Origin of the sequence: Alcanivorax sp. (assembly GCF_040119285.1) — a bacterium.
Classification (GTDB): domain Bacteria; phylum Pseudomonadota; class Gammaproteobacteria; order Pseudomonadales; family Alcanivoracaceae; genus Alcanivorax.
Map to the genome: position 1 here is coordinate 39616 of NZ_JBEDTY010000011.1, position 15976 is coordinate 55591.

A 15976-nucleotide genomic window follows, 5' to 3' on the forward strand; every position below is an offset into this window, starting at 1 on the left:
AACTATCGGAATTTTCTCTTTTGTTTGTGCTGTATTCAGAGGCTGCCTGGGCGGTTTTACGTCGGTGACTTTTCACTGATCCACAGATTAATGGTGCCTTCTACCACTACGGTGCCATCGTCCCGTGTGGCTTTAACCGTGACGGGCAGGTTACCGGGTTGCCAGTCTTCCGGGTTGGCTTCGGCGGTGGCGGTGATGTCGGTGGTGGCTTTGGCTGTGTAGGCCACGTCCATGCCTTTGGGAATCCAACGTAAATGTTTGGGCACAGAGGCTTCGGCCATGGCGCCCATGGCGCACTCCATCGCATTGCAGATAGCGATGACGTGAACAGTCTGGATATGGTTTTCCACCCCTTTACGCTTCTTGAATGTAACCTTGCAGAAATTAGGACGCAGTTCAGCGATGGTCGGGGTGATGGTCGCGAAGTAAGGGGCTTTTCGGCTGAATACCATAGAGAAAATCTTGCGCCCGGCCGGCAGTTTCAAGGCTTTTTCGTACAGGTTCAGCAGGTAGTTATTACTCATGGGGCGGGCTCCTGAAATCAATGGACTCATTCTCCACAGCCGCCGCGGTGTAGCAATGGGTTTGGGGCGCCATTGCCCGGCCCAACTGTTACCATAGTGTCAGAATTTTAACCTCGGCGGAGAGAGCGGCGTGAAAGTTAGACAGGCGTTGAAGGGCAGCAGCTGGACGACCAGAGTGCTGGTGATTCTGGCCGGCCTCTATTTGTTGTACGCGTTGCTGGGTTTTTTTGTGGCTCCCGGCTTGGTACGCGATAACGCCCGAGATGCCCTTGCTGAATTGACTGGCCGTGAGGTGGTGATTAGCGAGGTCAAAATTAATCCGCTGGCGTTGAGTGCCACGGTCAGCGGTTTTGCTATCAACGATGAGCAAACAGACGTTCTATTGGGGTTTAACCAACTTTATGTGAATTTTGAGGTTTCCTCGTTGTTCAGCTGGCGCTGGCATTTCGAGAAAATCGGTGTTGAAGGGCTTAACCTGAGAGCTCAGCGCAATCCGGGGTCGGTTTTTAATTTCGACGACGTCATCGCCCATGTTGAAACGCAATTGGCAGGGAGCGACGAGAAAGTAGACCCCGGCTCTGATGCGGATTCGTCGTTGCCGAATATTTCCGTGGATGAGTTGACGCTCAGCCACGGAGAACTGCGTTATACCGAAGCTACGGGCAAGGAACCCCACCCGCTAATATTGCCTGTGGCGTTCACGGTGACAAACTTTTCCACGGTCGCAAAAGGGGAAGACCAGAATGGTTACGCTATTCATTTAGAGGGGCCGGAGGGTGGCGCTTTTGATTGGAATGGCCATTTTGCGTTTTCACCGTTTCTGGCCCATGGCCATCTAAGCATAGAGAAAGTCGATCTCGTGTCGCTGGCTAAATTGGCCGAGGACGAGGTGAGGTTTACCGTCCCTTCTGGCGAACTGGATTTGCAAACGGATTACCGGTTCAGCTCTGAGCCGAACCAGCGAGTGGTGGTCAACAATGGTGAACTCACATTGCGGGATTTGCAGATTCAGAAGCCCGGTGAGCAAGCGCCAAGTATTGAGGTGCCTGCGTTGACCGTGACAGGCATTTCCGTGGATAGCGCCAAGAAAGAAATACAGCTGCCTAAAGTCGCCTTGGAGCAGCCTCAAGTGAATGCGGTGCTGGCGGAGGGTGGGCTGGATCTCGCCACACTATTCCTGCCGGTGGATCCGCAAGAGGCGGAGCAACGCAAGCAAGACGTGAAAGAAAAGGCCGAAGAGGCAGCTGAGCGCATTGCCGAGGCCGAGACGGTCTGGGTTACCCGGCTGGATAGCCTGGCAATAGAAGGGAATACCTTGCGCTTCACGGATCGCACCCTGAACCCGGCACAAACGATAACGCTTACCGACGGTGGCCTCACCCTGAGCAACCTTATTATAGGTGAAGAGGCTACGTTTAGCTGGCAAGGCAAGGCCACACTGCAGGAACAAGGCTCGTTGACCCATTCCGGCGAGGGTCAGTTGGCGCCGTTGTCGATCAATGCGAAGGGGGCGTTGTCCGGTTTGCCCTTGGCGCCGTTGTCCCCCTGGCTGGAGCGCGAGGCACCACTGAAAATGACCAGTGGGGAGCTTAGCCTGGATTTGCAATCTACGGTGAAAGGCGAGGCGCCAGATATTACCGTAAATGGCAGCGTTGGCGTGGCCAACCTGAACCTGCTGGAGGGCGGTCGTCCCTTGATCAAGGTGAATAACGGTCAGGTCAAAGATTTGTCATTGGCGACCGCAACCCAGCAGATTCGCGTGGGAGAAATTGAGCTCACCGGTATGGATATGCTGCATCGGGTGGATGCTCAAGGGGACGATGTGGCCTCGCGCATCGCGGCCGGTATGCCGGCGTCCTCGGGCGGCTCTTCTTCTGCATCTGCATCGTCGAAACCTTGGCAGGTAACCGTTGCCCGAGTCCGCCTAGCGGGCAGCCAGGTGCGCCATGAAAATTTATCGCTAAGCCCCCATTTTCGCATTGGGCTATACCAACTGGCAGGCACGGTGGCTAATCTGGATACCCGTCCGGGGCGCACTGCCAACGTGAATCTCAGTGGACAAGTAGATCGATATGCCCCTTTCTCTATTAAGGGCAACGTGTCTCCGGAGCCGTTGTCCACGGACATGCTAGTGTCACTGCATAACTATGAAATGACGAGCCTTTCGCCTTACACCGGGCTGTACCTGGGATACCGGGTAGAGAAGGGTCGTTTGGGGGTGGATTCCGAGGTCACCATTGAAGAGAACCTTCTGAGCAGTTCTGCCGATATTCTCGCGGATGAGTTCTATCTCGGCGAAAAAGTGCCCAGTAAGGAAGCGGTCGGCGCGCCGGTGAAACTAGGCCTGTCTGTGCTGCGTAGTCGTTCCGGTGAAATTACCTTGCCGGTGAAAATGTCCGGGAATCTGGATGATCCCAGTTTCAGTGTCAGTGGCATGATCTTGAAGGTATTGACCAATATTGTCGTCAAAGCCGCTACGGCACCGTTTTCTGTGCTGGCCAGCCTGGCCGGTGGCGAGAACCTGGAAACCATTGCCTTCGAACCGGGCAGTGCTGAGACAGGTGTGCAGACAACCGGTTCTTTGCAGGCACTGGCCAAGGTGCTAACGGACAAACCGCATTTACATATTGGCCTGGTTGGGACCACCAGTGCAGAAGACCGTGCCGCTATCGCCGGCCAAACCATTGGTGAGGATGTGGCGGGTGATGAGTGGCTGGGTATTGATGTGGCCGTGCAGGAAAAGGAATGGCGTCGCAAGCTGATTCGCCGTTACGAGGCTGACTATGATCGCGATGTGGAAACATTGATCAGCGCACCTTTACCCGAAGATGACCAGCAGCGTGATAGTCTGCTAGCGCGTAGCGCTTGGGATGCGATGCTCACTGCAGAGACACAGTCAGTGAATCAAGAAAACTTGATGGAGTTGGCGCGGTTACGCTCGGAAAACGCTAAAGCGGCGCTGGTGCAAGGCTTCAATATTGAACCGTCCCGGCTGTACCTGAATGAATTCAAAGTGGACGGTACAGTCACTGGCCTGACGCTGACGCTGGAAAAATAATCGGTGACATCGATCTGGGAAACAGAACAGGACGGGGTGCGCTACGAAGTACGCCGCGCCGGGCAGACCTTGCGGTTGTTTGCTAACGGCGTCCAGCATTCGGAGTTTCACCCCAAACGTTTGCTGACAGGCAGTGTGTGGGATTTGTTATGGCTGCCGGCCCTGTTACATGAGCCTTCTCGGTTTCGTCGGGTGCTGGTACTGGGACTTGGCGGCGGCTCGTTGATCCCGCCGATTCGTAAGCTGCTGGATCCGGATGTGTTGATGGCGGTGGAACTGGACGCTGCCCACCTTCAGGTGGCACGCGATGTGTTCGGCATCGACGCATTTGGGGTAGAGACCTGGCAAGGAGATGCGCAGCGGTGGTTGCGGGAGTATCAGGGCGAGCCTTTCGATCTGATTATTGAAGACCTGTTTGCCCCGAGCAATGAACAGGTGAGCCGGGCGGTGCCCGCCGATGCGGGCTGGCAGGCGTGCTTGCGCAACAATCTTTCGGAGCAGGGCACTTTGGTGATGAATTTCGGTGACTGGCAGGAATACCGTGACAGTTCAGCCTCGGGCCGTCGTGCCATGAAAAGTTTCGCCAGCCGCTTTCGCTTATCTTGCAGTGATTGCCACAATGCGGTGATTGCTTTCACTCGTGAGCCCGCACGCAGTATTCACCTGCGGCGGCGCATTGCGGTAACCCCGGCGCTGAGCCATGCGAAAGCGGCGGCGCGGCTGGATTACCACATCCGCCAGTTGGACTGATCCGACTTTACGGTCAGTCCTGATCCAGCATGCTCAGGGAATACAGCTCGTCATTCTCGTCACTGGTTAGCAGCTGTTTGCTGCGTGCCTGGTCATCGTGCATACCTACAAATAAAGCCCGGTAGGTGAGCACTGCCTGAACATAATCCCGGGTTTCGCGGAAGGGAATGGACTCGATCCATACATCGGCAGGCACGCCGTCTTCAGCATTTTCCAACCAGCGGTTCACCCGGCTGGGGCCTGCATTATAAGCCGCCAGAGCCAGCACACGGTTATCGCTGAAATCGTCGAGGAGTTCCGCTAAGTAACGGCTACCAAGGGCAATATTGGTGTGTTTATCCTGCAGGGTTTTGCTGGTGGGCTTGCCCATTTCGGCGTCTTTTGCCACCTTGCGGGCGGTGGCCGGCATCAATTGCATGAGCCCCATGGCGCCCACCGGTGAGCGGGCCTGAGGATTGAAGGCGCTCTCCCGACGGGCCACGGCCATAGAGAGCCAGGGATCCAAGCCGTGGGGTTTGGCTTGCTCTTCAAACAATGACAGATACGCGGGTGGGAAGCGCCATGCCAGTGTATTCCAGGCCTTGGCCTGGATAGAGGCCTGCACCGACAGGTCGTACCATTTTTGTGCCAATGCGTAGTCTGCCAGATCGGCAATTTGTGCCTTGTTGCTATGCCACATCAACCACATCCACTCTTTGTGAGCCAGGTAAGGCTCATTCAGCTCCCGAAGCATGCGGATACGGGTGGTGGCAGGCGGTGGGGTGAAAGTGGCCGAGGAGCGGTGCTCCTGTTCGGAGAAGCGGTATGGTTCACCCAGCCGGTCTGCGGCCAGGAAGGCAAAGAAGTTACGTTGCTGGGCGGCCTGTTGATACAGCTCGCGGGCCTGATCTGGCTGATCGGTGTTCTCTAGCGCACGAGCGCGCCAGTATAACCAGCGCGAATCATTGCGGTCTCCCTCGGGTAGGCGCATAACCCATTCATCTAGCGCGTCCCAGTCCTGTTCAATTACAGTGCGACGAGCTCGCTGTGTCACCAGCGAAGTGTCGGGGTGATTGGTTAGCCAGTTATCCAGCCATTGGCGGTTGCTTTCCACACCGCGGATCGTGGAGTACCAGGCTATGCGGGTGCCGGCCCGCTCCCGTAGCGCCTTGTCTGTGAGGCCTTGTTGGCTGCTTTGGGTATCGAACCATTTGCGCGCCGCTTGGGTATCTTTATACGCCCAGCGACGTAAGCCGGCGGACAGCAGTGCCTGGCGTTGAGTGTCAGGAAGGCTGCGAGGCACCTCGGTCACTTTGTGGGGGCTTTGGTAGAGCTTTTGCAGCCACTCGCTGGCGCTGGCGTAGTCGCTGTCGGCCAGCATTTCGTCTAAGTAGCGCATCAGCCCCTCGCTGTGGGCATCAAAGGCCAACTGTTGGCGCTCCCAGATTTGTGTGTCACCGATGATATTAGCGTTACGGGCAGCGCTGAACAGCGGGTCGCAGTTGTTGGGGCGAGACTGGCCGGTGGCCCAGAGTTCTTTCGCTGCTTGCAGCGCCGCCTTGTCGCCGGTTTCCCATTGCGCTTGGTGGTAATAGCAGCGCAGTGCCACCCCGCTGGGGGCGCTATCGGTAATGGCCAGCAGCGCCTGCCATTTTTCTGCCTTGCCGTAAGCAACAATGGCTAGTTGACGAATATCCTTGGGTAGAGGGGAATCCGGGTATTGTTCAGCGTACTGGATCACTTTGTCTGCGCTGAGTTGGGGCAAAGCTGCGCGCAGTCTGTGGAAGTCCAGATAGGCCTGCAGGGGATGCTGATCACCCACGGCCTGTTGCTGCCGGGAAAGCGTTTCCCAGTCATCGTTGCGTGCTGCGTCCAGAGCTTGATGGAAGTTGCCGCTATCGGTAGCGCCAACAACCAACGAAGAAAACAGACAGCAGGCAAACAGTGCAGCGCGAGTTAATGGCGCAGTGCGACCCATTTGTGCCTCCACATCGTTGGAATGAATACGTTAATTCTACCGGGCTGACTATGCGTTTGGCGTGGTGATTATGTAAAACTTGAGAAGGATTCTACTGATGGCTTAGCGCGGGGAGGATGTTGTTAGCCGCATGTTTGTCCGTCGCTGTGCGATATGCACTATACTGCCGCCGCTGTTGACTTGAGCCGGAGCCCATGGAAAACACAACACAATTATTGCTGCGCCAGTCCGATGCCCTTGCCGGGCGTAATGTGCTGGTGGTTGATGCGAATGATCCCGCACTGAAAACCCTATCGGTGGATGCCACGGTGCATGTGCATGCGGATGACTACACCATCGGGGCGCAACAGTGGGCGCCAGCACCCACTGTGCCCGCAGGCACTGACTTGCTGGTGCTGCCGTTGTCGAAGTCGCTTGAGCGGTTACGGTTTCTGCTCAACTGGTTAGCCGGCGAGATCGCTGAACCCACGGAGCTGTGGCTGATTGGCCCGGCAAAAGGGGGGATTAGGGGTGCATTGAAGTATCTGGATGCCCATGTGGATGTGTCTGTGCTGGAGGACAGTGCCCGCCACTGCAAACTCTATAGTGGTTTATTGCAACCTGGCGAAAAGCAGTCCTTGAACGCCTGGGGAGAGGTGCTTGAGGTAGCAGGCCAGGAAGCGGTGAGTTATCCGGGGGTGTTCAGCCATGGCCGTCTGGACGAGGGCAGTGCTCTGCTGCTGCAGGCCATGGAGGGGCACAACCTGGGTAAGCCCGGCAAAGTTATTGATATGGGGTGTGGGGCAGGGGTTATCAGCGTCTGGCTGGCCCGTCATGGCTGGCAGGTTCAGGGTGTGGATGTGAGCGCCAGTGCCGTAACAGCCAGCACTGAAAGCCTGGCACGCAACGGCCTGCAAGGCAGAATCATGGGGGGGGATTTGTTTTCCCCCATTCAGGGGCGGGTGGATATGGTGGTCACCAATCCGCCATTCCACGATCGCCGTCAGCGTACTACCGATATTACCCGCCGGCTAATTGCCGAGGCGCCCACCTATCTAAAGCCGGGTGGCGTGTTATGGCTGGTTGCCAATCGGGAGCTCCCCTATGTGCAGTGGCTGGATGATGCTTTCAGCCATGTGCAGGTGGCCAGCGAAACCACCCGTTTCCGTGTCTACCGGGCAGTATTGTCGTGAGATTACACGCTGGCGGTTACAGCATGCGTTCCTGGGCCATCCAGGCGATGCAGTTTTCCAGCATGGTGGCCAAGGGTACCTGATCATCAAACCCCAGTTGCGCTACGGCTTTTCTGCCATCGGCATGGACCCGGCTGGTAACCAGTGCGACTTTTTCCGGGGTCAGGCTGGGTTCGTTACCGGTGAACAGACTGCCGATGGGGTAGAGCTGGCCCGCCAGTTTGAGTAGTGCCGGGGGGACGGTGCGCCGTGGAGCCTTGCGCCCCAGTTGCTCAGCAATGGTCTGTACCAAGGTCAGGAAGCTGGCTTCCACACCGGCCAGAATATAGCGGTCGCCACAGATGCCATGCTTAAGGGCTGCAATGTGGGCCCGCGCCACTTCTTCCACCGCACAGAAGTTTCCACCGCCAGGCGGCACCCCGGGGAGTTTGCCGTCGTTAATCATGCGAATCATCTGCGACCAGTTGTGGGTGTCGCCGGCGCCGATGATGCCGCAGGGGTTCATGATTACAGCATCCAGCCCTTGGCGAATGCCATTTTCCACCTCCTGTTCGGCCAGAAACTTGGTACGGTTGTAGCCGATCCAGTCATTGGCGGCATTGGAAGGGGTCTGTTCATTGATGGGGGTATCTTGAATGCCCCAGGCGGAAATGGAGGAGGTATGAATAAAGCGACCGGCCACATTTTTCAGGGCGGCGCTAACCATGGCTTGGGTGCCGAGGACGTTGTCTTTGTATTGTTGTGCATTACCCCGGCGCCACAGGCTGGTGTTGCCCGCCACGTGAAAAACCGCATCGGGCGCCGCGGGCATGACCAGAGCCAGTTCGGTGGCATTGTCTAGCGGTGCCTGAACGACGGACACCCCCTTTTTTGCATGCAAGGTGCTGGCATCACTGTTGGGGCGCACCAGGGCAACCACCTCCCACTGTTTGTCGAGAAGCTGGTCGATAATATGCCCACCGAGGAATCCTCGGCCTCCACTGATAAATGCCACGGGCATGTCAATGTCCTTCTTTCGCTGATGTACATTTGTTGTTTGTCTTTGTTCTTCTATACGCACAGAAGTGAAGGCTGGCAACTGCTTTGTTTGTCTGCCGCCATGCTGTTGAAAAGCGCCGTTTGCGCAAAACACAAGATTGCTCTTCAGCGCTGGCCAAGCCAGCGGCTTTTGACTATATTGCCGTTTCGGCTTTGCGGGTGTAGTTCAATGGTAGAACGGCAGCTTCCCAAGCTGCATACGAGAGTTCGATTCTCTTCACCCGCTCCAGACATTAAAAAACCGCCTTTAGGCGGTTTTTTAATGTCTGGAGCATTCTCGATTGATTCAGGGTGGCCCTCGCGACCCGGTGAATTAATTATAGCGGACAGGACAGATAGCGGCTGTCGAGCTGGAAAAGCGCATGGATTTCGTATTCTGTTCCCAATGTATTAGCGGCATTGCTAGCCTGCACGATACAGGGGTAGCAGTGCGCCCAGGCACAAGGTTTCACCAGTGGCTGGGGGGATGAGGGGGCCGTTACGGTGTTGTTGCCAGCGATAAAGGCATTTTGCTGCGGTTCGTACAGCACATAGCCTAAGAGTTCGGCTCTGAGGGGAAGGCCCATTTCATCCAGAAAATCGTACATCCAGCGGTGATGATTATCGGTATGCATCCATTGGTTCTCTAGTATTTTTGCCAACACGTTACGCCAGCCGTTGCAGAGGGTGGATAGTAGTTGCTTGGTATTTTTGTCGGTTTTTGTGAGCCATTGCGGTGTGATGTAACGCTGAATGCGGTTTGGTTTCCTTGTGCTGTACATATGGTCAGTATATTGTCATGCTTTACCGATTGCTTGTTTGCGGTGTATTGCCATGTCTTCCCTGCCTTTTTTCAGTGAACCTGTTTCTGCCGGATTTCCGTCCCCGGCCCAGGGATATCTGGATGAGCATCTTGATCTGAACCGATTGTGTATTCGCCATCCGGCGTCCACCTTCTTGCTACGGGTAGAGGGCGACTCCATGGTGGATGTCGGCATTTATTCCGGTGACATCCTGATTGTGGATCGTTCTCTGGAAGCGGTGGCGGGTGACGTGGTGGTAGCGTCGCTGGAAGGCGAGTTCACAGTAAAGGAGCTGCAGTTGCTTCCTGTGCCCATGCTCAAGCCGAGAAATGCGGCTTATGCGCCGATTCTGATCGGAGAAGAAGGGCTGGATTTGTTCGGCGTGGTCACGTTTTCCCTGCACACCTTGCGCGGTGGTGGGCGTTTGCTCGCGGGTGAGTAACGGCTATGTTTGCGCTGGTTGATTGCAATAGCTTTTACGCTGCCTGTGAGCGTGTGTTTCGCCCGGATCTGCAGGGCAGGCCGGTGGTGGTGCTGTCGAATAATGATGGCTGCATTGTGGCCGGGTCTGTGGAAGCCAAAGTGTTAGGGGTGAAAACCGGGATGCCACTGTTCCAGGCCCACGACTTGATCCGCCGGCACAAGGTAGCGGTGTTTTCTTCCAACTATGCCCTGTATGGGGATATTTCCCAGCGGGTGATGGCAACTCTGGAAACGTTGGTACCTCGGGTAGAAGTCTATTCCATTGATGAGGCGTTTCTGGATGTGTCGTTGATGAAAACGGCTGAACTACTGCCCCTGGCCCAGCAGATTCGCGCACGTATCGATCGCTGGGTGGGCGTGCCGGTGTGTGTGGGTGTGGCGCCCACCAAGGTGCTGGCCAAGTTAGCCAACCATGCGGCCAAGCGTTACCCGGCCACGGGCGGCGTGGTGGTGCTCAGCGACCCCTTGCGTCGCGACAAGCTGTTGTCGTTAACCCCGATTTCCCAGATATGGGGAGTGGGGCGGCGGTTACGTGGGCGCTTTGAGGCGCTGGGTATCAACACGGCGCTGGATCTGGCTCGGGCCGATGTCGGGATGATCCGCCAGCGTTTTTCCGTGGTACAGGAGCGGTTGGTGCGGGAGCTGAACGGGGAGCCTTGCTTGTCTTTGGACACCCAGCCTTCGCCCCGTCAGCAAGTGATTCATTCCCGTTCTTTTGGTGAGCCGGTGGCGGCATTGCCGCCGTTGCGCCAGGCACTGAGTGATTTTGTTTCCCGGGCCATGGAGTCTCTGCGTAAGGAGGGGCTATATGCAGGCAGGGTGACGGTGTATTTGCGCACCGCCCCCATGGGCAAACCACAGCAGTTGTTCCCGGATACACTCAGTGCTGCGTTGTCGCCAGCCACGGCAGATACCCGCTTGGTGGTGCGTCAGGCGCAGGCGTTGCTAGCGCAGTTATGGCGGCCGGGCTATCGCTATGGCAAGGCGGGCGTGATCCTCACGGATCTGCGCGGGCGTGATCAGGTGCAGTGCGGATTATTTGCCACGCAGCGACCTGCAGAACCGGAGACTGGCCGGCGCGGGGAAGCGTTAATGGCCGTCATGGATAGCATCAACCAGAGTGGTGTGGGTAAGGTGTGGTTGGCGGGGCGGGGGATGCAGGGAAATCAGCACAGCACCTGGGCCATGCGCAGGGCGCATCTGTCTCCGGCCTATACCAGCCGCTGGTCTGATTTGCCGGTGGTGCGTTAGGCCTTGTGCCTTGTGACTGGCGTTTGAGTTCAGTTCGGATAAGCAGGGTAAGAGCGCCGCACGGTGCACCGGTTTGATCTGGCGATGGCGGGCTTTGTTCGGTGCGCTCCATGCGATGATGACATGCGCGCCCTAAAGATCACCTTGCTGACTAGCTGCCCCCACGCTGGCCACGTTCGGGGCCAGCGGGTTTGTTATTAATAATGGGCACACGGTGAGGCAAGCACGGCTTTCAGTTGTTGTTGCCGTGGCGAGGCTCACTGGTTAGCTATCGAAGTCATGTTTACTCGGTCCAGCATGCGTTCTTCAATGCGGTCCAGGCGTGCGCGGCAGTCGCGGAAGGTGCGGCTTATGCATGTGGTGTTGGCAACCATGTCGAGTTTTGGCCAGGTCGCTTTTTCACCTTTGCGGATATAGGTTTGCACATCTTGCAGGGTGGGGTTATTCAGAATCCGCAGGGCATTGAGTGGTTGGCGGGGAGGGATCATGTTGATGTCACCAATGTATTTCTGCGTCACCATACTTTTTGCCTTGTCAATCATCAGCCCAAGGTCGTTGGAAGCTACCCGGTGCTTTACCAGTTGTAAGCCATAGCGCAGGTTCATGGACACGTTGCGCAAAGCCCAATCGCCCAGTGTGCTCAGGGAGCTGTCGGTGTTTTCGTTGCGCGACAGGAAGGGCACGATATGGGGGTTGGTTTGGCTGACGATGGAGTGGTTGACGCCATAGAGGCGTGCCAACCGGCGGATGGGAAGATCGTCAACAATGGAGCCATCGACGAATTTGCGCCCAGGAATGTAAGGTACGCGCTCGCCATCGATATTCTTCGCCCACAGGGAAACGGGCGGGTAGATGCCGGGAATAGCGCAAGAGGCCAGCGAGGCCTTGCGGATCAGCACGTTGGGGGAGGTGCGCCAGTTCAGCAGGCGAGCACGCTGGTTACGATCATAGGGGCTGACGGTAATGTTGATTTCGCGCCCGGTGTGCCGATAGGCCTCTTCAAAGGTCATGTCGGAGATGTTTTCTTCCAGGCAGGCTTCCAAGTGGTCGCCATCGAGTACCGGCGTGCCACGCACCAGGCCCTTCCAGCCCAGCACCTTGAATGCTTCCAGATAGATGTTTTCCGGCTCCAGTTTTACTTTTAACGCTTCATCATTATGGGTGCCCACAACCGAAGCAATGATGCTGCCAGCACTGGAACCGGATATTACTGAGGGCAGCAAATTTTGTTTCCACAGGCAGCGGGCCACACCAATATGGAATAGGCCCAGCGCGGCACCGCCGGATAACATCAGGCAGCTTTGCCCGAAAGCCTGGCCGGTGGTTTCAAAAAAGTCGAGTTTTTCCTTTAGCCCGAATTCCTTGAAGTTGCCATCACACAGGTAATTCAGCGCAGTGGAAACTTCGCTAAGATAGTTTTCGATGAGGCGTTTAGTACCTACACGGCTGTGTTGATAAAGGCGAGGGTTGGAGATGTTGCCCAAGTTGCCATGCAGGCCTTCGTGCAAATGGAAAACCAGCTTATTCACGTCGTTTCGCTCGCGGGCCTGACGAATCTGCCAGAGTCGGTTACGAATTAATTCATAGTCGTAGTAGGGCGAGCGGTCCACCTCTTTCCATCTGTCCGCGCCGGAAAGGCGGTCGTGTTCCTGGCTGGCTTCATACCATTCATCGTAGGTAGTCGCCTTGTCGATGGCGCGTTCGAGCTGTTTGAGGGTGCCTTTCATTGAGGCTCTCCACCATGAGTTGTTGTCATTGACTGATGTCAGTATAGACAGGGGTAGGGGCAAGATTTAAGGGCTTGTAGGATAAAAAGTGCTGGGGAGGAAATAATAATGCCCGCAGCTATGAGCTTATTTGCGTATCTTTGGGCGTGTTTCGGTACTGCCCAGGGGTCATGGTGGTATGGCGTTTGAAGCTGCGCTGAAAAGAGCGAATATCGGAATAACCCAGGGCTGCGGCAATGTCGGCCTGGGGCAAGCTGGTGGTGGTGAGCAGGTGCCGTGCCTGTTGCAGTCGCACGGAATCAAGCAGCTTTTGCCAGCTCTGCTGTTCGTCGGCTAGCCGGCGGTGCAGGGTACGAACGTTCATGCCTAGCCGTTCGGCGACGGTTTCCTTACGCGGCAAGGAATGGCCGATGGCGTCCTGGATACATTGCTTCACCCGTTGGCTGAGATGGGTGTCTACGCCCAGCTGATTCAGCTGCTGGATGGCGTGGGCTTCCAGAGTGGAGAGCAACAGCGGATCTGGTTGGCGGATGGGTTGCTGGAGTAACTGTGGGGGGCCCACCAAAGCGGAACAGGGTTGTTCGAACAGCACATCACAAAGAAATACGCGCCGGTATTCATCCACTTGGGCGGCCGGTGGGGCGGGGTGCTCCAGCCAGACCTGATCCGGTGCCAACTGGTCGTTGCCAGTGAGCCAGCGGGCATAGCGCACCCAGGAGCCAAGCACGTTATCAATCAGGTGCTGGCGCGCCGGTTGTTCTCGGTACAGGCAATCCCAGCGGATCGCGGCCTGATGGGCATCAAGGGTGGTTTGCGTGGTGCCCATGTCGCCTACCAGCTTTTCATACAGGCTGACTTTCGACAGGGCTTCCTGGAGTGTGCTGGCACTCATGGCAATGTAGCCCATGACATTATAAGAGCCCGGCTGCACGAATTCAGAGGTATGTAAACCGAAGAGGGGGTCGCAGGATTGCTCGATAAGAGCGTGCAGTAAGGTCTGAAAATGCTGACCATGGATGCGGGTATCCGGCTGTTGGATATGCACCGGGTCCAGATTGGCGTGTTGCAGTGCGGCACTCGTATCCAGCCCACGGGCGTCTGCGTGGGCCAGGTATTGTTGAAGTGCAGCGCTACAAATCTGGCCCAATGCGTCCATGACGATGCCTGATCAGTCTAGTTCAAAAGTGATTTGTACCTGAGCGGAAATTTCCGTTTCGCCTGGGCGGTAACTTTCCGCTGCACCGCTATCCTTGGCCCGCGCCATCATCATTACAGGCTGCGGAGAGTTAATACCCTGGGCCTGAATTTGAAAGGCTTCGCCCAGATCGCGGTCCGCAGCTTCGGCAATGATTTCTGCCCGTTCGCGAGCATCTTCAACCGCTTTTTCCAACGCTTTTTTAGCCAGTTTGTCGCGGTTGCTCACTTGAGCGCCAGCGGGCCGGATGTTGCGCACCCCTTGCTCGGCCAATCCTTCCAGCAGTTCAGCATAGGTTTCAAGGCCGTCTACCTGAAAGCTCACTTCGCGGCTGATTTGGTGGCCGAGTAATTTGCGCTCGGGTTGATACTGCCACTGGGGAGTGATGCGCATGGTGCTGGCAGTGACGGACTTTTCTTCAATATCCAGGTCGTCCGCCAAGTCCAGCATATTACTGACAGCATCATCTACCTGGTCTTTCATCTCGGCCATGTCATCGCCCTTCTGGCTGGCGGTGGCAATGACCATGAAACGATCGGGTTGGGCACTGATTGCGCCGTTACCGGACACAGTAATACTGTCGCGGGTGCTGTTGACGGTGGTGTTATCACAACCGGCCAAGGCCAGTGTGCCGACGATCAATAGGGTCGCAGCGGATACAACTTTCATGACATCTCCTTGTGCTGCCGTGCAAGCGGCAAAGCTCTATTTTGCTTATCGGTCAGGTTTACGCAACTTATGCTGTACAGACCATTTGAATCAATGGTTTCTTCTTAAAAAACGCAGGGCAAAGGCACCCTTGGTTGTTAGTCCGTTAGCCCCTATCATCGCAGCTCGTGAAGCAGAGGCAATCGGTGAGTACGGGCATGAGTACAGCCATGAATGAAAAGGAACAACGCATTCGACAGCAGCTGGGCGATTTTATCCCCGATGATCTGGGTGTCAGCCTGGATCATGTGAGTGCTGTTAGTGCGTTTCAGGTGAGCGAGGAGTCGGTGTCGGCCACGGTGATGTTGGGGTTCCCTTGCGAGAGTATACGTGGGGCCTTGATTGATGCCCTTCACGCGCATATGGCGCCGGTGCTTGAGACGCGCTCGCTGTCATTGAACGTGGAAAGCCATATTGTGCCGCACCGGGCACAAAGCAGCCTGCCGGCTCGGGATCAAGTGGCTAATATTATTGCTGTGGCGTCCGGTAAGGGTGGGGTGGGAAAATCCACTTCGGCGGTGAATCTGGCGTTGGCTTTGCAGGCAGAGGGCGCCCGGGTGGGCTTGCTCGATGCGGATGTGTTTGGGCCCAGTCAGCCGTTGATGTTGGGATTGCCCGACGGTACTCGACCGCAACTGCTGGAAGGTAAATTCTTTGTGCCGGTGGATGCCTACGGTTTGCAGACCATGTCTATGGGCTACCTGACAACCCAGCAGACGCCGGTGGTGTGGCGTGGGCCGAAAGCCAGCGGCGCGCTGGTGCAGATGATGGAGCAGACCCGCTGGCATGAGCTGGACTACTTGTTAGTGGATTTGCCACCGGGTACCGGAGATATTCAGCTCACTCTGGCGCAAAAAATTCCTGTGGCCGGCGCTGTGGTGATTACCACGCCCCAGGACATTGCTTTACTGGATGCCATTAAGGGGGTGGAAATGTTCCGCAAGGTGGATATCCGGGTGCTGGGGATTCTTGAAAATATGGCCATGCATGTGTGTAGCCAGTGCGGACACCAGGAGGCCATCTTCGGTGAGGGCGGTGGCGGCAAAATGGCGGCGCAGTACGATACCGAATTACTGGCCGCACTGCCGTTGTCGCTACGCATCCGCGAACAAGCGGACAAAGGCGAGCCGGTGGTGCATGCCTTTCCCGACAGCGAAGAAGCAGCGCTTTACCGTGTGGCGGCGCGGCGCATGGCAGCGCGCTTGTCACTGACCGAGGCGGGAAACCGAGCGTTTCCAAATATCGTGCAGCATTGAGAAGACAAGACGCATGCAAGGCCGTAGTCAATCGGCAGCAGGCATAGGGCCCAAGCTGCAATGTGAGCGATACGG

General features: G+C 56.5%; 13 protein-coding genes and 1 tRNA gene. 7 read left to right on the forward strand and 7 right to left on the reverse strand.

The window, feature by feature from the left end; all coding sequences use genetic code 11:
- Positions 1-56 precede the first annotated feature (56 nt).
- Positions 57-524: a hotdog fold domain-containing protein gene (locus tag ABNH10_RS04080; protein WP_349384847.1), complete on the reverse strand. Its 468-nt coding sequence runs from the start codon at positions 522-524 to the stop codon at positions 57-59.
- Between the two features lie 130 nt (positions 525-654).
- Here ABNH10_RS04080 and ABNH10_RS04085 point away from each other — a divergent pair, with 130 nt between their 5' ends.
- The gene (locus ABNH10_RS04085; RefSeq protein WP_349384848.1) at positions 655-3582 is read left to right on the forward strand and encodes a DUF748 domain-containing protein; all 2928 of its coding nucleotides are present in this window, start codon (positions 655-657) and stop codon (positions 3580-3582) included.
- A 3-nt stretch (positions 3583-3585) separates the two neighbouring features.
- Positions 3586-4332, forward strand: coding sequence for a hypothetical protein (locus ABNH10_RS04090; RefSeq protein ID WP_349384849.1), 747 nt, complete (start codon positions 3586-3588; stop codon positions 4330-4332).
- Between the two features lie 13 nt (positions 4333-4345).
- Here the strand turns inward: ABNH10_RS04090 and ABNH10_RS04095 are convergent, their stop codons facing one another.
- Positions 4346-6289, reverse strand: a complete 1944-nt coding sequence (locus ABNH10_RS04095; RefSeq protein ID WP_349384850.1) for a transglycosylase SLT domain-containing protein — start codon at positions 6287-6289, stop codon at positions 4346-4348.
- 194 nt (positions 6290-6483) lie between these two features.
- Between ABNH10_RS04095 and ABNH10_RS04100 the strand changes: the two genes are divergently transcribed.
- Positions 6484-7461, forward strand: coding sequence for a methyltransferase (locus ABNH10_RS04100; protein ID WP_349384851.1), 978 nt, complete (start codon positions 6484-6486; stop codon positions 7459-7461).
- A 16-nt stretch (positions 7462-7477) separates the two neighbouring features.
- Here the strand turns inward: ABNH10_RS04100 and ABNH10_RS04105 are convergent, their stop codons facing one another.
- The gene (locus tag ABNH10_RS04105; RefSeq protein ID WP_349384852.1) at positions 7478-8461 is read right to left on the reverse strand and encodes an NAD-dependent epimerase/dehydratase family protein; all 984 of its coding nucleotides are present in this window, start codon (positions 8459-8461) and stop codon (positions 7478-7480) included.
- Between the two features lie 193 nt (positions 8462-8654).
- Here ABNH10_RS04105 and ABNH10_RS04110 point away from each other — a divergent pair.
- A tRNA-Gly gene (locus ABNH10_RS04110) sits at positions 8655-8728 on the forward strand.
- Positions 8729-8816: 88 nt separating this feature from the next.
- Here the strand turns inward: ABNH10_RS04110 and ABNH10_RS04115 are convergent.
- Complete coding sequence (locus ABNH10_RS04115; RefSeq protein ID WP_349384853.1) at positions 8817-9113, reverse strand: hypothetical protein; 297 nt, start codon at positions 9111-9113, stop codon at positions 8817-8819.
- A gap of 199 nt (positions 9114-9312) precedes the next feature.
- Between ABNH10_RS04115 and umuD the strand changes: the two genes are divergently transcribed.
- Both umuD and umuC read left to right on the forward strand, forming a co-directional pair.
- Positions 9313-9723, forward strand: a complete 411-nt coding sequence (umuD, locus tag ABNH10_RS04120) for a translesion error-prone DNA polymerase V autoproteolytic subunit (RefSeq protein WP_349384854.1) — start codon at positions 9313-9315, stop codon at positions 9721-9723.
- Between the two features lie 5 nt (positions 9724-9728).
- On the forward strand, positions 9729-11015 hold the full coding sequence (gene umuC, locus ABNH10_RS04125; protein ID WP_349384855.1) for a translesion error-prone DNA polymerase V subunit UmuC: 1287 nt from the start codon (positions 9729-9731) through the stop codon (positions 11013-11015).
- 257 nt (positions 11016-11272) lie between these two features.
- Here umuC and ABNH10_RS04130 read toward each other — a convergent pair whose 3' ends face one another.
- From ABNH10_RS04130 to ABNH10_RS04140, 3 genes are all read right to left on the reverse strand, one after another.
- Entirely contained in the window at positions 11273-12742 is a 1470-nt protein-coding gene (locus ABNH10_RS04130; RefSeq protein WP_349384856.1) for a DUF3336 domain-containing protein, read from the reverse strand.
- A 118-nt stretch (positions 12743-12860) separates the two neighbouring features.
- Positions 12861-13898, reverse strand: coding sequence for an AraC family transcriptional regulator (locus ABNH10_RS04135; protein WP_349384857.1), 1038 nt, complete (start codon positions 13896-13898; stop codon positions 12861-12863).
- 12 nt (positions 13899-13910) lie between these two features.
- A complete protein-coding gene (locus tag ABNH10_RS04140; protein WP_349384858.1) occupies positions 13911-14606 on the reverse strand; it encodes an SIMPL domain-containing protein in 696 nt (231 codons plus the stop codon).
- 209 nt (positions 14607-14815) lie between these two features.
- Between ABNH10_RS04140 and apbC the strand changes: the two genes are divergently transcribed.
- A complete protein-coding gene (apbC, locus tag ABNH10_RS04145; protein WP_349384859.1) occupies positions 14816-15901 on the forward strand; it encodes an iron-sulfur cluster carrier protein ApbC in 1086 nt (361 codons plus the stop codon).
- Positions 15902-15976: the final 75 nt, after the last annotated feature.

What these genes read in the sequence shown, in the direction of transcription:
- ABNH10_RS04100 (WP_349384851.1), top strand. Translation starts at nt 6,484, where the DNA reads ATGGAAAACACAACACAATTATTGCTGCGCCAGTCCGATGCCCTTGCC.
- umuC (WP_349384855.1), top strand. Translation starts at nt 9,729, where the DNA reads ATGTTTGCGCTGGTTGATTGCAATAGCTTTTACGCTGCCTGTGAGCGT.
- umuD (WP_349384854.1), top strand. Translation starts at nt 9,313, where the DNA reads ATGTCTTCCCTGCCTTTTTTCAGTGAACCTGTTTCTGCCGGATTTCCG.
- ABNH10_RS04115 (WP_349384853.1), bottom strand. Translation starts at nt 9,113, where the DNA reads ATGCATACCGATAATCATCACCGCTGGATGTACGATTTTCTGGATGAA.
- apbC (WP_349384859.1), top strand. Translation starts at nt 14,816, where the DNA reads ATGAATGAAAAGGAACAACGCATTCGACAGCAGCTGGGCGATTTTATC.
- ABNH10_RS04105 (WP_349384852.1), bottom strand. Translation starts at nt 8,461, where the DNA reads ATGCCCGTGGCATTTATCAGTGGAGGCCGAGGATTCCTCGGTGGGCAT.
- ABNH10_RS04130 (WP_349384856.1), bottom strand. Translation starts at nt 12,742, where the DNA reads ATGAAAGGCACCCTCAAACAGCTCGAACGCGCCATCGACAAGGCGACT.
- ABNH10_RS04135 (WP_349384857.1), bottom strand. Translation starts at nt 13,898, where the DNA reads ATGGACGCATTGGGCCAGATTTGTAGCGCTGCACTTCAACAATACCTG.
- ABNH10_RS04140 (WP_349384858.1), bottom strand. Translation starts at nt 14,606, where the DNA reads ATGAAAGTTGTATCCGCTGCGACCCTATTGATCGTCGGCACACTGGCC.
- ABNH10_RS04080 (WP_349384847.1), bottom strand. Translation starts at nt 524, where the DNA reads ATGAGTAATAACTACCTGCTGAACCTGTACGAAAAAGCCTTGAAACTG.
- ABNH10_RS04095 (WP_349384850.1), bottom strand. Translation starts at nt 6,289, where the DNA reads ATGGGTCGCACTGCGCCATTAACTCGCGCTGCACTGTTTGCCTGCTGT.